The 14,576-nt window shown below is 56.8% G+C and carries 11 protein-coding genes; 10 read left to right on the top strand and 1 reads right to left on the bottom strand.

Annotated elements, in window-relative coordinates:
* Positions 1 to 146 precede the first annotated feature (146 nt).
* Complete coding sequence (locus tag ACR0EN_RS08445; protein ID WP_480586189.1) at positions 147 to 1,184, top strand: zinc-dependent alcohol dehydrogenase family protein; 1,038 nt, start codon at positions 147 to 149, stop codon at positions 1,182 to 1,184.
* Between the two features lie 65 nt (positions 1,185 to 1,249).
* Here the strand turns inward: ACR0EN_RS08445 and ACR0EN_RS08440 are convergent, their stop codons facing one another.
* Complete coding sequence (locus ACR0EN_RS08440) at positions 1,250 to 2,053, bottom strand: helix-turn-helix transcriptional regulator (RefSeq protein WP_480586185.1); 804 nt, start codon at positions 2,051 to 2,053, stop codon at positions 1,250 to 1,252.
* A gap of 131 nt (positions 2,054 to 2,184) precedes the next feature.
* Between ACR0EN_RS08440 and ACR0EN_RS08435 the strand changes: the two genes are divergently transcribed.
* From ACR0EN_RS08435 to ACR0EN_RS08395, 9 genes are all read left to right on the top strand, one after another.
* On the top strand, positions 2,185 to 4,161 hold the full coding sequence (locus ACR0EN_RS08435; RefSeq protein WP_480586182.1) for a CocE/NonD family hydrolase: 1,977 nt from the start codon (positions 2,185 to 2,187) through the stop codon (positions 4,159 to 4,161).
* 25 nt (positions 4,162 to 4,186) lie between these two features.
* Complete coding sequence (locus tag ACR0EN_RS08430) at positions 4,187 to 5,752, top strand: ABC transporter substrate-binding protein (RefSeq protein WP_170509482.1); 1,566 nt, start codon at positions 4,187 to 4,189, stop codon at positions 5,750 to 5,752.
* 86 nt (positions 5,753 to 5,838) lie between these two features.
* Positions 5,839 to 6,777: an ABC transporter permease gene (locus ACR0EN_RS08425; RefSeq protein WP_170422950.1), complete on the top strand. Its 939-nt coding sequence runs from the start codon at positions 5,839 to 5,841 to the stop codon at positions 6,775 to 6,777.
* A gap of 11 nt (positions 6,778 to 6,788) precedes the next feature.
* The gene (locus ACR0EN_RS08420; protein ID WP_170394253.1) at positions 6,789 to 7,646 is read left to right on the top strand and encodes an ABC transporter permease; all 858 of its coding nucleotides are present in this window, start codon (positions 6,789 to 6,791) and stop codon (positions 7,644 to 7,646) included.
* Positions 7,643 to 8,623: an ABC transporter ATP-binding protein gene (locus ACR0EN_RS08415; protein ID WP_480586179.1), complete on the top strand. Its 981-nt coding sequence runs from the start codon at positions 7,643 to 7,645 to the stop codon at positions 8,621 to 8,623. Before ACR0EN_RS08420 ends, ACR0EN_RS08415 begins: the two co-directional genes overlap by 4 nt.
* Positions 8,620 to 9,564 (top strand): ABC transporter ATP-binding protein, encoded by a 945-nt coding sequence (locus ACR0EN_RS08410; protein WP_170407608.1) that lies wholly within the window; start codon positions 8,620 to 8,622, stop codon positions 9,562 to 9,564. The genes ACR0EN_RS08415 and ACR0EN_RS08410 overlap by 4 nt, the downstream gene beginning before the upstream one ends.
* 3 nt (positions 9,565 to 9,567) lie before the next feature.
* Complete coding sequence (locus ACR0EN_RS08405) at positions 9,568 to 11,211, top strand: amidohydrolase (protein WP_480586176.1); 1,644 nt, start codon at positions 9,568 to 9,570, stop codon at positions 11,209 to 11,211.
* 1 nt (position 11,212) lies between these two features.
* The gene (locus ACR0EN_RS08400; RefSeq protein WP_170818216.1) at positions 11,213 to 12,718 is read left to right on the top strand and encodes a M81 family metallopeptidase; all 1,506 of its coding nucleotides are present in this window, start codon (positions 11,213 to 11,215) and stop codon (positions 12,716 to 12,718) included.
* A 613-nt stretch (positions 12,719 to 13,331) separates the two neighbouring features.
* Entirely contained in the window at positions 13,332 to 14,417 is a 1,086-nt protein-coding gene (locus ACR0EN_RS08395) for a hypothetical protein (RefSeq protein WP_480586173.1), read from the top strand.
* The last annotated feature ends 159 nt before the right edge of the window (positions 14,418 to 14,576 follow it).

Genomic DNA, 14,576 nt, shown 5'->3' with positions numbered 1-14,576 from the left:
GAGTGGATTTCTTAAATTTGTCTAAAACTGGATTTGGTTAAAATAGTGCTAAAATGCCACAACCTGGGTTCATCCCTAAGGCTGGATCAGTTCGGCTGAGTTGGTTTAGGTTCACACAACTTTTCGAAAAAATGAAAGAGCACACTATGAAGGCTGTCCTGTTCGAGAAGTTCCGACAAACCCCCAAGGTTGTCACAGTCGACGACCCTGCACCCGATACTCATGGCGTTGTTCTGAAGGTCGAAGCCACTGGCGTTTGTCGCAGCGATTGGCACGGGTGGATGGGGCATGACAGTGATATCGAGCTGCCTCACATACCCGGTCATGAGTTGGCTGGCGTGGTCGAAGCCGTCGGACGGGATGTAAAGAACTGGAAAGTTGGCGACAAGGTAACCGTACCTTTCGTCTGCGGCTGCGGAACGTGCAGCGAATGTCACGCAGGGCATCAGCAAGTCTGTCTGTATCAAGAGCAACCCGGCTTTACCCATTGGGGCAGTTTCGCGGAATATGTGCCAATTCATCAGGCTGACCTTAATTTGGTCGCGCTGCCTGAAACCATGGAATTTGCAACCGCCGCCAGCCTTGGCTGCAGGTTTGCCACTTCATTCCGCGCGGTCGTCGATCAGGGAAGGGTCTCGGCCGGTCAATGGGTTGCCATACATGGCTGCGGTGGGGTCGGTCTGTCAGCCGTTATGATTGCTGCCGCCGTCGGGGCCAATGTCATCGGGGTTGATCTAGACGAATCCAGACTCGAACTTGCGCAAGAACTGGGTGCAGTTGCGACCATTAACGGTACAGACGCTGATGTTCCCGAAGCGATCCGCGAAATCACCAAAGGCGGCTCCCATGTGTCAATCGACGCATTGGGTCATCCCGTCACTATGACCAACTCAATCCTCTGCCTGCGTCCGCGCGGCAAGCACATTCAGGTCGGTCTGATGCTGGGTGATCACGCTTCGCCAGCAGTACCCATGCCAAAGATCGTAGGACAAGAGATCGAACTGCTTGGTTCGCACGGGATGCAGGCACATCGCTATGACGCGATGCTCGACATGATAGAAAATGGCAAGTTGGATCCGGCCCGGTTGGTAGGGGAAAAAATCAGCTTGGAAGACGCACCCAAGGCCTTGATAGGGATGGATAAGTTTACCTCAATCGGTGCGACGGTCGTCACAAGGTTCTGAGTCACAAACAGGATCCGCCCCGTGCGAAAATGGCGCCACTAAACGGCGATTTCAAAATGCATCACTCAATTGGCAAGTTCTGTTGGTATCGCAGAAAAATGGGCATCGCCTGATCCCAAAAGGTACTTTCGGACCGCCAGGTCGATTGATTTACTCTGTTCTGAATAGACACCGCAGGCAGTGAGCGCTTCACGGGCGGTAATGCGCTCATCAAGCCGTTTCCAGATTGTTTTCGCGGCATAAGGGTGTGGAAACGGCCGCCAAGCCACACCCATTGTCATACCACGCAAGTATTTTAGCTGTTGGCGATGCGCGGAATAAAGGATGGTCTGCGCAATGCTTCCTTCCTTGCCGCATTCATGTTCGGTGGCGAAGATCCTGTTACCGCGCAGGGCAACCAGCCCTTCGTAGCGCGAAATCTGCCGAACGCTTTTGTCCGGGGACGTGGCGTTTTCGTGCGAGCGGATCGTCACCACGCCATCCACCTCCTTAAGTCGGATCAGAGAACAAAAAATGCGCCCCTGCCAAGACGGTGTGCAAAAGAAAGAATGATAGAAGCCCACATAGCGTCTGAGATTCTTCACCTGATCACTGTACGGCTTAACAAACAAGCTGGCAGGAGTTTCTTTCCGACGGACGATCGAGTCTTTCAATGTTTCTTCAAAATCCGTCCGAGGCGTAAAAAGCTGCGCCTCAGGCAGATCGAAATACCGAGCGATACGGCGCAGGTTGTGGGCTGATGGCAAGCTTTCGCCGTTGAGGTAGCGATTAAACTGCTGCCTGTTCAGGCCGATTTCTCGACAGACTTGCGAGATATTGCCTCGCTCGGCGCACAAAGACCGTAAATTTGCGGAAAAACTTTCGGACATAAGCGTCATTTCTTTCGCGTTTTGACGCTATAATGCTAAAGATTGAATAAAAGCGCGTAAAGTAGCTCAGTTCAATAATTTTCGGAATGCGGGTTGGCTGTACCAAACGCAACAACGGGACCTCGCTCCGAATGTCCACAAAAATCATCGAAAACACCTGGATCCCCCTGCCGGATGGTCGGAAACTGGCTGCACGAATTTGGTTGCCCGAAACCGGGCCGTCACCCGCCATTCTGGAATACCTCCCCTATCGCAAACGGGATGGAACTGCGCCGCGAGATGCAACCACTCATCCAGTATTTGCCGAGGCAGGATACGCCTGCATCCGCGTCGACATTGCCGGGACCGGTGATAGCGAGGGGCAGTTCGACGACGAGTATTCGGAACAGGAACTCCGCGATGGTGAAGCCGTTCTGAGTTGGATCGCCGCACAAAACTGGTGCGACGGAAACATTGGGATGATCGGTATCTCCTGGGGAGGGTTCAATGGGCTGCAGCTGGCCTTTCGCCATCCGCCCGAGCTCAAGGCGGTGGTCAGTGTCGCCTCGACCGTGGATCGGTACGCCGATGACATACACTTCATGGGCGGCTGCCTGTTAAGCGACAATATCAACTGGGGCAGTCAAATGTTCGCCTATTTGACACGGCCCGCAGACCCCGAGCTGCGATCTGATTGGCGAGAAGACTGGCTTGCCCGACTTGAGAATGTACCATTCTCAGCAGCCGATTGGCTGCGTCATCCAACGCGCAGCGCGTTCTGGAAACATGGCTCGGTCTGCGAGGATTGGTCGGCGATTCAAGCTCCGGTTCTTGCGATAACGGGTTGGTCGGATGCATATGTCAACGCTCCGCCAGCGCTGGCAGCAAATCTGGCCGTGCCGTCAAAGGCGCTGATCGGACCGTGGGAGCACCGCTATCCGCATATCTCGAAACTGGAGGCAGGGGATTTCCACTCCGAGGTGATCGGCTGGTTTGATCGCTGGCTGAAGGGGCAGCAGAATGGCGCCGAAGACCTGCCCGCCTACCGAACCTATATGCAGGATCATTTTGGCCCGAGCAAAAAGAACAAACCCAGGCAGGGCCGCTGGATCGCCGAGACAGAATGGCCGTCGCCCAATGTCAGCGATGAAGTCTGGCATTTGGGATTGGGTGGGTTTTCCGACGTCGCCATTACGGCCGAGACAACCGTATCGAATCCGGCCCATATCGGACAGGCTGGCGGGTATTTCTGCCCGGGCATGCGGATCGACAATGAGTTGGCCGAAGATCAGGCAGCCGACGACGCACTGTCGCTTTGTTTCGATACGGCACCGCTGGACAAGCCGCTTGAACTGCTTGGACGGGCGCGACTGAAACTGTCCTTCACCGTGGACAGACCGGTAGTCCAACTGATAGCGCGGTTGTGTGATGTCGCCCCGGATGGGGTTTCTCAGCGGATCACCTATCGGGCGCTGAACCTGACGCACTACAAGAGCCACGAGACCCCTGAAGCGTTGGTTCCCGGTCAGGTCTACAGTGCGGAAATCGCACTAAATGAGTGCGCGCATCGCGTGAAACCCGGTCATATCCTGCGTCTTGCGCTGTCTACCGCTTACTGGCCTATCGTTTGGCCCGCGCCAGAAGCGGCAGAGGTGACGTTACAACTGCAAGGTTCGGCGCTGTATTTGCCGGTTCGGACGATGTCTGAGGAAGCTGATCCTGCACATCCCGGACCAGCGCAGGATTATCCGACGTTGCAAAGCACCGAGCTGCGCGCGCCGTCGGGCCGATCCGAACGGCGCATCGAAGCGGACGGAACCGTCGTACTTGAGACATTCGACGACTACGGCAAAGCACAGGACCCCGGCCACGGCCTCATCGTCGGAAGCCACGTCGCCATGCGCTATGCGATCCATCCCGATGACCCAGCGACCGCGCAATTCACGGCGGGCTGGCGTTTCACGTTCGAGAGGGACGAATGGCAGGTCGAGATCAGCACCGAAAACGCGATGACCTGTGACGTCGAGAATTTCTATCTGCATCGAAAACTGCGCGCCACCGAAGGCGCGGACAAAACAGAAGTTCTGACAAAGGAATGGAACGAAACCATCCCGCGCAGGCTTCTGTAAACGATCTGACCCAAGGGAGAACATCATGAAAATCGAATGGACAAAAGCAAATGTCGGGCGCAGGGGCTTCTTGAAAGGGGCAACTGCGCTTGGGGCGGCATCCGCGCTGCCTGCAAGCTGGGCCAATCGCGCCTTCGCCGCTGATGACGGGGTGTTGCGGGTGCGCGCCTACGGTGATGCCCAGAACATGGACCCCGCACATTCCGTCGGTGTTGTCGAAGAAGAAGTGCATGCCTCGATTTACAACAAGCTGATCCAATACAAGCCCGGCGAGGAATGGGGTTGGCAGCTGGATGCGGCGGCGATGATCGAGCAGGTTGACCCGACCCATATCAAGTTCGCCCTACGCGATGATATCGGTTTCACCAATGGCTTCGGTGCGATGACCGCTGAAGACGTGAAATTCAGCATGGAGCGCATCGTGGACGATGCGACCGAAAGCCCGAACAAGCCCGATTTGGGTCCGTTCAGCCATGTCGAAGTGAGCAGCGAACGCGAAGGTACCATCGTTCTGAACGAGCCGTTTGCTCCGATTTGGTCGATCGCCCTGCCCTACATAACCGGCAACATCGTCTCGAAAGCTGCGGTCGAGGCCGCAGGGGGCCGCATCGGGGCTGATCCGGTCGCTGAATCCGGCCCTTATCTGCGGGACAGCTGGTCACCCAAAGAAAAAACCGTGCTTAAGCGCAACCCGGATTGGAAGGGTGACGCACCAACATGGGACACAATCGAAATCCTGCCGATCGACGACGAAAACACCGCCGAGATCGCCTTTGAGGCGGGCGAACTGGACATGACTCGGGTTTCGCTGGGATCGGTCGAACGCTATCGGGCCGGTGTTCCGAATGGCGGATCTTTGGTCGAGAAACCCTCACTGTTCTATGTCTGGTTGGGCATGAATCTGGATCACCCCAAGCTTCAGAACCCAAAACTGCGTCAGGCGATTCAACATGCAGTCGACGTACCAAGCATCCTAGAGGCGGCCTATTTTGGAGCCGCTGAACCCTCGACAGGCATCATCGCACCTGGCCTTGCGGGCCACCGCCCGCAATCTCTGGTCCCTCCGGCGGCAAACTTCGAGAAAGCGGCGCAATTGCTGGCGGAATCTGGCGAGACCAATGTGACGCTTACGTTGGACACGCTGAACAAGACCACTTTCACCACGACGGCTCAGATCATTCAGGCAACTCTGGCGCAGATCGGGATCACGGTCGAAGTCAACGTACTGGAATCCGGTGCATTCTGGGCAAGCGGAGACAACGAGAACCTGCAACTGGTTCTGAACCGCTTCTCGATGACCCCCGATCCATATTATGCGACGGCCTGGTTCACCACCGAACAGGTCGGCATCTGGAACTGGGAGCGGTTCAGCAACGCTGAATTTGACGAAATTCACAACTCGGCATTCAAGGAAGCGGATGTGGCCAAACGCGCTGAGATGTATCAGCGGGCGCAGGATCTGATGGAAGAAAGTGGTGCCTACCGCTTTATCACCCACGAGGCGACACCGGTGATTCATTCGGCGCGTGTCACCCCCGCGCTAAGACCCGACGGTCTGGCACTGCTGCGGTACTTCGGCAAGGCGACCTGACCTCCCCAAGGTCGGCTATGTCCGGCGGGGTTTGACGCCCGCCGGACAAAACAGCTCGCCACCCATCCAAAAGGAGCCAGCTTTTCATGTTGAAGTTTGCAACCCGCCGCTTCGGGCTAGCGCTGCTTATCCTGTTCGTGGCGGTTACCGTCATGTTCCTGATGATCCGCGCCGTCCCCGGGGACCCGGTCCAGATCATGTTGGGGCCACGCGCAACACCTGAGCTTCAGGCCCAGCTCACCGCTGCGTTGGCGCTGGATCAACCAATCTGGAAACAGCTGGTCATATTCTATGGAAACCTGGTCCGTGGCGATCTGGGAATCGACGTATTCTCGGGCCGGTCCGTGACAGATATCGTGTTTCAGCAGCTACCCTACACTCTGGAACTGATCTTTGCGTCGATCCTGTGGTCCGCCACTTTGGGAATTGCACTTGGGGCATATGCCGCCGCCCATCCGAACACTCTGATCGATCGCATTGCGGCGGCGATTTCGGTCAGTTTTGTTGCAGCACCCGCCTTTGTCGTAGCACTTCTGTCGCTATTGGTCTTTGCCGTGCATCTTCAGTGGTTTCCAGCCATCGGCGCGGGCGAAGGCTTCTGGGGCCGCATTGATCACCTCGTCTTGCCCGCCTTTGCCATCGGGCTAAGCTGGGTGGGCTACATCGCGCGGTTGGTGCGCGCCTCGATGTTGGAAGTCTTAGGCGAAAACCACGTTCGGACCGCACGAGCCTTCGGTATCGCAGAGCGCCGCGTGGTGATGGTTTATGCCTTGCGTATCGCCATTCTTCCGGTTGTCACGGTGATCGGCGTCGGCATGGGTTTCCTGCTGAGCTCGGCCGTATTCGCCGAAATAGTGTTCGCGCGCCCGGGTCTGGGCAAGCTGGTGATCGACAGCATAACCACCCGCAATTACCCGATTGTCATGGGCTCGGTTCTGATCTCAACCGGTTTGTTCGTCGTGTCGACCGCACTGGCGGACCTGATCAATGCGTGGCTCGACCCACGCGCTAGACAAGCGCATTGAGGAAAGCCGAAATGGAAAAATCTCGTTCTGAACTTGGTCAGATCATTGTCGGCGTCGCCCGCGACCCTCTGGGTCTGATTGGTTTGGTCATTGTCGGCACCATCGTCTTCTGTGCGATTTTCGCCTATTGGATTGTGCCCTATGATCCTGTGGCCATGGATATCAAAGCCCGGTTGCAAGGCCCGTCTGCCGAGCACCTTCTGGGTACGGACCAACTTGGCCGCGATACGTTTTCCCGCGTGATTGCCGGCGGTCAGGTTGCGTTGAAAGTCGCCTTGCCTGCGGTCTTTGGTGCGATGGTAATTGGCCTAACCTTGGGAATGATTGCGGGGTATGGGCCAAAATGGCTCGACAACCTGTTGATGTTGTTCTTTGACACCATCCGATCCTTCCCAACCGTGATGTTCGCGCTGGCCGTTGTGGCCCTGGTCGGTCCCAGTTTGCAAACGGTTGTGTTCGTGGTGATGGCGACTTCGATCCCAACCTATGGCCGTGTGGCGCGAACGCAGACCCTGACGTTGCGCAATTCCGAGTTCATTCTGGCCGAGCGGTCGATGGGGGCCAGCATGGCCCGCATCTTGGGTGTGCACATGCTACCAAATATCGTGGGGGTTTTGGCCGTCCTGGCTGCTATGGACATCCCGACGGTAATCGCGCTTGAGGCGGGGCTGTCCTTTCTCGGGCTTGGTGTGAAGCCCCCAACCCCCAGTTGGGGCGCACTTCTGAAGGACGGGTATTCCCTGATCCGACAGACACCTTGGCTGGTGGTGGGCGGCGGTCTGCCGATCATTCTGGCAACCCTGGGCTTTACGTTTTTAGGGGAATCCCTGCGCGACGTGGTTGATCCCAAACTGAGGAAACAGCGATGACCGAAACTCTTCTGGAAATCGAGAACCTCAGCGTCGATTATGAAACGGCACGCGGAGATCTCAAGGCATTGCGGGATATCACCTTTGACATCCGCAAAGGTGAGATCGTGGGTATTGTCGGTGAGTCTGGTTGCGGAAAATCAACCTTGATCTCGTCGATCCTGCGGCTGACCGCACCGAACACGCGGTTCCGGCAAGGCGAAATACGCTTTAAGGGGCAGGATCTGTTGCAAGTGCCTGAACGCAGGATGCGTGATCTGCGCGGGGCCGATATCTCGATCATCTTTCAGGACCCGATGCAGACCCACAATCCGGTTCTGACCATTGGCCAGCAGATGGTCGATATTCAGCACCGGTCCAAGGCTAGTAAGCCGGAAAAACTGGCCAATGCGGCAAAGATGCTGGGGGCTGTCGGTATCCCGGACCCAGAGGCGCGGTTAAAGCAGTTCCCGCATGAGTTCTCGGGCGGGATGCGGCAGCGGATCGCGATCGCCATGGCGTTGATGTCAGAACCCGGCCTGCTGATCGCGGATGAGCCGACCACCGCGCTGGACGCCACGCTTGAGGTGCAGATCATCGAACGCCTGAAAGAGCTGCAGCGCGAATTCCATTGCGCCATACTATTTATCTCACACCATCTGGGTGTGATCGCGGAACTGTGCGACCGAGTGGTTGTGATGTACGCAGGCGCCGTCGTCGAAAGCGGTGAAGTGCGCGAGATTTTTCACAATCCCAAGCACCCTTACACACGCCGTCTAATCGACTGTGACCCGGGCCATATCAAGGAACGCGCACGGGTCCTGCCAACCATTCCGGGCGAAGTACCCGATCTGGCCAACCTGCCCGGTGGATGTATCTTCCGCGACCGCTGCGACCAGGCGATGCCGCGCTGTGCAATGGACGTTCCCCCCTTGGATCTTCTGAAAGAAGGGCATCACGCCGCCTGCTGGCTGAACCATGAGGAGGCCGTGACATGAGCCTGCTGAACGTCCACGACCTGCAAACCAGCTATGGCCCTGTCAACGTGCTGGCTGGCGTCAGTTTTGAGGTCGAAGCTGGCGAAACCTATGCGCTTGTCGGCGAGAGCGGCTCGGGCAAGACAACTGTCATCCGTGCGATTGCTGGTCTGGCCCCGGCGCAAGCCGGCTCGGTCGTGTTTGACACGCAAGAGATACGAGGCGCGCCGGAACGGGTCATGCGCCCACTGCGCAAGGACATGGCGATGATGTTTCAGGACCCTGTGGGCAGCTTGTCACCACGCCTGACAATCCGAAGCTTGATCACGGAACCCTATCGCATTCAGGGCATGAAAGATCGCGATCTGGATGCCGAAGCCAAGCGTCTGCTGGAAATGGTGAACCTGCCGGTGCATTTCGCGGACCGCTATCCCTATCAATTGTCCGGTGGCCAGGCACGACGGGTTGGTGTCGCCCGCGCTTTGGCGCTGGAGCCGAAACTGATCCTGGCGGATGAACCAACGGCAGGGCTGGATGTCTCGGTACAGGGTGAGCTGCTGAACCTGCTCAATGACCTGCGGGAACGCCTGGGCCTTGCGATGGTGATCATCACCCACAACCTGAACGTGGTGCGCCACGTGGCAGACCGCATGGGCATTATGTATCTGGGTCGACTGGTCGAGGAAGGCACGACCGAGGCGATCTTCGACGATCCGCGCCACCCCTATACCCGCTGCCTGCTCAGCGCCAACCCCGAGCCGGATCCCGATGCGCGCCTTGAACGGATCGCGCTCAAAGGTGAGCCGCCCAGCCTCTTGCAACGCCCGTCGGGCTGTGAGTTCCGCGAAAGATGCCCGTTTGCCAAAGACATCTGCACACAGACACCGCAATGGGAGGTTGCGGCGGGCCACGGGCTGCGCTGTCTCGCACCCTTGTCGGGTGCGCCTGCTCCGGGTCACTAAAGGATGAGGGAAACACTCTATTTTGGCGGTCCCATCCTGACGATGGACGCCGACAATTCCCGACCCGAGGCGGTGTTGGTGCGGGACGATGTCATCATTGCGGTGGGGGACGAAGCAACGCTGCGGCGGCAGATGTCATCCGATGCGGGTGTATATGACCTAGCTGGCCAGACCCTGATCCCAGCCTTCATCGACTCGCACGGCCACTTCCCAGATCCCGGCTTCATCCAGCTGTTTCGGGTTGATCTTGCATCACCTCCGCGCGGCGCGTGTATGGATATGGCGCAAGCTTTGGAAAAGCTGCGCTGCCGGGCCGAAGAGACGCCTGAGGGCGATTGGGTGATGGGCGTTTTGTTCGACAACACCGCCATTTCAGAAGGCCGCATGCCCTCCCGGGCCGAACTGGATGATGTCTCAACGGCGCATCCAATCTGGGTTCTGCATGCTTCGGGTCACAACGGCGCGGCCAATTCGATGGCGCTGAAGCTGCATGGCGTCAATCGCGACACCCCGGACCCGGCCGGAGGGCGTTATGGCCGCGACCCCGATACCGGCGCCCTGACGGGGCTGGTCGAAGGGCTGTCGGCCATGGGCGAAATGGGCGATACTGATTTTCTGATCGGCCGGGACAGGTTCTGGCAAGGGTTCAACGCCTGCCGTGATGAGTATTTGTCCCACGGAGTAACTTATGCACAGAACGCTTGGGCATCGCAGGTTATGCTCGACCACTTTGCCAGCCTTCGTGCCGATCAGGATCCCGGCATTGATTTGGAATTATTGCCAATTGCCGATCTGGAACCGGCTCTGAGCCAGGGCTGGATCGACGATAACTGGCCCGGCAACCCACATTTTACGCTGGGTGCGCGCAAGCTGTTTACCGATGGCGCATTCCAGTTACAGACTGCCTATCTGTCTGCGCCCTACCACAAGTCGCTGGACCCCGATCACCCCTGTGGCATGATCTATGCCACGCAGGTCGACATGGATTCCGAGGTTCTCCGCCTACACGCTATGGGGTTTCAGATCCACTGCCATTGCAACGGGGATGCCGGGTCCGAGATGTTCATCGATGCGGTGGACAAGGCCTTGTTAGCGCATCCGCGAGACGATCACCGCCATACAATCATCCACGGCCAGGTTCTGCGCGACGATCAACTGGACCGCATGGCGCGGCTAGGAATAACTGTCAGCTTCTTTTCAGCACATGTGCATTTCTGGGGGGACCGACATTACGATACCTTCCTCGGACCGGAACGCGCTGAACGGATTTCGCCAGCCGCAACTGCGGAACGATACGGTGTACGCTATACGATCCACAATGACGCGTCGGTTACGCCAACGCGGCCAATCCATCTGGCGCATTGCGCGGTGAATCGACTGACTGCATCCGGCCGGCAACTGGGTGAAAAGGAAAAGGTCAGCGTACTGTCTGCGCTACGGGCACAAACCATCGATGCGGCGTGGCAAGTGTTTAAAGAAGATCAGCGCGGTTCGATTGAGCCCGGAAAACTGGCAGATTTCGCCATCCTTTCTCGCAATCCCCTAGATGATCCTGAACGGCTGCTAGACACATCGATTGTTGCAACCATCCGGCGAGGTCAGATTGTGTTTGGCATCACCAAATCCAGAAAAGAACTGGAATTTTAGAATGACAGCCAAACGCATTGCCATTGCCGGATTTCAACACGAAACCAACTGCTTCGGAGCGACCAAAGCGGGTCTGCCCGAGTTCGAGATGGCAGATTCATGGCCCGAAATGTTGCATGGCCCGCGTGTCATCGCGGACACCAAAGGTATGAACCTACCCATCGCCGGGTTTTCTTCCGCCGCGAACCAGGCAGGTTTCGAGCTTTTCCCGATCCTGTGGTGTGCGGCGGAACCTAGCGCTCATGTCACGGATCACGCGTTCGAGAAGATATGTACTATGATCTTGGATGGCCTTCGCGGCGCGGGACCGCTGGACGGAGTGTATCTCGACCTGCACGGTGCCATGGTGACTGAAAGCCTTGCCGATGGTGAGGGAGAGCTGTTGCGCCGAGTACGTGATCTGGTAGGGCGGGATGTTCCGGTCGTGGCGAGCCTTGACCTGCATGCCAATATCTCTGACCAGATGATCTCGCAGGCGGACTATCTGGCAATTTTCCGCACGTACCCGCACCTCGATATGGGCGAAACCGGTGCGCGATGCGTACCGGTTCTGCAAAGGCTACTGGCAGGAGAGAAGCTGCACAAAGCCTTCCGGCAGGTGCCCTATCTGATCCCATTACATGCGCAATACACCTGGGCTGCACCGTTTGATGAGATTTATCAGTTGCCCACCCGGTTCGAACAGGCCCATGTCTATGCAGAAATCGCACTGGGTTTTACAGCGGCAGACTATCCCGATACTGGTCCGTCCTGCGTTGCCTACGCGACCAGTGCCGCGCAAGCGACCGCCGCAGTAGATCAAATTGTCGACCTTTTTCTGGCCCGAGAACCTGATGTGGACTGCTCTATGTTGTCGTTGGACGAAGCCGTTCTGGCCTGTCGTTCGCATCGCGACAAACCGCTCGTGTTAGCGGATGTACAGGACAACGCAGGCGCAGGCGGCACATCCGATACCACCGGACTTCTGGCCGCTTTGATCGAGGGGGAAGCGCAGGAGGTTTTGATGGGTCTCTTCCACGACGCCGAAAGCGCAGAGAAAGCGCATCGTGCAGGCCAAGGCGCAAAACTGAACCTGGCCATCGGCGGAAAATCAGGTCTGCCCGGGCACCACCCCGTTGAGGCAAAGTTCGAAGTTCTGGCCATCGGAGATGGCATCTGCCGATACTCAGGTGAGATGTACGGAGGCGGCATCGCGACGCTTGGCAAAACGGCCGCTCTGAGGATGATAGAGTCTGGCGCGAAGATAGACTTGGTCGTCACCAGTGTGCGCAACCAATGCCTAGACCGCGCTCATTTCACCCATATCGGCCTGAATCCCACATCCTATTCAGTGATCTGTGTCAAAAGCACCACACATTTCCGGGCGGATTTCCAACCCATCGCAAGCGACGTGAAAGCCGTTGCCGCTCCAGGCACCTTTCTCTGCGATCTGGACCAGATCCCCTACTACAACATCGCAGGCAAACGCCGCATCGAAACAAGTGGACCCAAAACCAGGAACCATTGATTTCCCACCCGCATCGCATCTCGCAATCGACATAGCAGGCGCAGAAACTGCATCGAGATCCCGCTCGTAAACTAAGAGATTGGAAACTTCTCGCTTCACGTTTTGACAATGCTGCGTCATCATTCGCTTCAAACCTACAGAAGATAGGGCTTAAACCGCTTCTGTTCGGCAGAAACCCAAGCCCATTACGACCAAGCTTTGATAGAGCAACCCTGCGGCAAATCCCGACCCAGCAAACGGACCTTGCTAGCGCGATTCACGGTTCGAAATCGAGCGGTGAATATGTCTGACTTATATTGGTTGGCTGGCGCAAATATAGCGCGTCTTGAGCCCTTATTCCCCAAATCACACGCCAGTCATCTACGCGAGACCCGCGGAGTTACAGACCCAGATTGTGATGATCTGCTAAAACCCGCTTTTTATCGGAATAGTGAACGAAACCGCAACGCTGGGAAATACCATCACACCGGATACCTCTGCTCAAACAATCTGGTCTGAGATCCGGCCTGTTCGGCGTTGGATGTAGACGGCAAGTGTAGCTATCGATAGACAACTTCCACAGGGTCAAACCGAAAACGAGTGCCCGAGGCAACCCAGGCAACAGGAAGAAACTATGAAGCGCTGTGCAATTGTACAATTTGAACCGCGCCATGAAGAAGTCATCCCCAGCTTGGTGGCCGCCTGTAATGCCAACGGGTACCGACCACGAATCTTTCTGCATCGCCGGATCTTAAAGCTGCGCGGAGATATCATGGCCTTGGTCCCGGGATTGGAATTTGATGTTGAGTATGTGCCTTTAAGCACGCCGGATTACCGGGCTGCGGATGCACCAAAACATATCAAATCTACTATGGCTGCAATTGAAGCGGCCGAACATGACTTCGTCCTCATGGCCTCTTTGAGTCGTCCAAAAGCGGCAAGCTGGGCGCATGGAGTGAAGAAGCCATTGATCATGGTCCTGCATAATCTGGATCAGTTCAGCCAGATGGCACCCCTGCGCGAGACGCTTCAGATGCCAAATGCGCGCTACATCAGCCTGAGTGCACATGTCACGGCTGAATGGATCAGCCGGGTGGGCAAAGCCCATATGGACAGGATCGCGACGTTGGAGCCGTTTTATTGGATCGATGATCCGGAACCAAAGTTGGGCCAGCCGCGTCAGGTCGTGATCCCCGGCAACGTTAACATGCGGACACGTGATTACCCTGGCCTGCTGGAACTTCTTGGCAATCGACCGGACGCCTTTCAGAATCTGCATTTCATCCTGCCGTCAGGAGGCGGAGATCGCGCCAAGGTTGAAAGTGAGATCCAGGACCGAAAGCTTGACGCGCGTTTTACGTGCGTGCCTTTGGACAACAGCGGGCAGGTCGGGCATGCCGCGTATTTTGACGCACTGGCGGGCGCTCAGGTGATACATCCGCTCATGCCATTTGACTATGAACAATATCAACGGATCAAGATCACATCTGCCCTGTCCTCATCGGGTGGATTCTGTGTGCCGATCGTCATGGACCGCTGGTCAGAGGCCTGTTACCGACCACCAATGCTGATTGCTGACAATGGGTTGGAGGCAAGCCTGACCCGCATTTCAGAGGCGAGTGATGCAGAACTCAGCGATCTGCAGGCAGCGCTGAAGTCTTACCGCCGATCTGCACTTGCAAACGGATCTGTCGGGCTACGACGGCTAATTGAACAATAAGTGCATCTATCCGGTTCACTCTCAGCCTTTTAGATCCACCTACCACCGAGTTGGAAATCGCCCAAGTTGGCAACATGATGCCGCGCCGTACATTTTTCGTTCCTATGTGAAATTCGCAGTACAGAACATCTGCAAAACCGTTATTCTCAATGAGCACCA

The organism is Ruegeria sp. AB7 (genome assembly GCF_056542625.1).
Note: the sequence above shows the minus strand (reverse complement) of the source record. Positions and strands in the feature narration are given on the sequence as shown.

Coding starts and splice junctions, on each gene's coding strand:
- ACR0EN_RS08440 (WP_480586185.1), bottom strand. CDS start 2,053: ATGTCCGAAAGTTTTTCCGCAAATTTACGGTCTTTGTGCGCCGAGCGA.
- ACR0EN_RS08445 (WP_480586189.1), top strand. CDS start 147: ATGAAGGCTGTCCTGTTCGAGAAGTTCCGACAAACCCCCAAGGTTGTC.
- ACR0EN_RS08395 (WP_480586173.1), top strand. CDS start 13,332: ATGAAGCGCTGTGCAATTGTACAATTTGAACCGCGCCATGAAGAAGTC.
- ACR0EN_RS08420 (WP_170394253.1), top strand. CDS start 6,789: ATGGAAAAATCTCGTTCTGAACTTGGTCAGATCATTGTCGGCGTCGCC.
- ACR0EN_RS08410 (WP_170407608.1), top strand. CDS start 8,620: ATGAGCCTGCTGAACGTCCACGACCTGCAAACCAGCTATGGCCCTGTC.
- ACR0EN_RS08415 (WP_480586179.1), top strand. CDS start 7,643: ATGACCGAAACTCTTCTGGAAATCGAGAACCTCAGCGTCGATTATGAA.
- ACR0EN_RS08430 (WP_170509482.1), top strand. CDS start 4,187: ATGAAAATCGAATGGACAAAAGCAAATGTCGGGCGCAGGGGCTTCTTG.
- ACR0EN_RS08400 (WP_170818216.1), top strand. CDS start 11,213: ATGACAGCCAAACGCATTGCCATTGCCGGATTTCAACACGAAACCAAC.
- ACR0EN_RS08425 (WP_170422950.1), top strand. CDS start 5,839: ATGTTGAAGTTTGCAACCCGCCGCTTCGGGCTAGCGCTGCTTATCCTG.
- ACR0EN_RS08435 (WP_480586182.1), top strand. CDS start 2,185: ATGTCCACAAAAATCATCGAAAACACCTGGATCCCCCTGCCGGATGGT.
- ACR0EN_RS08405 (WP_480586176.1), top strand. CDS start 9,568: ATGAGGGAAACACTCTATTTTGGCGGTCCCATCCTGACGATGGACGCC.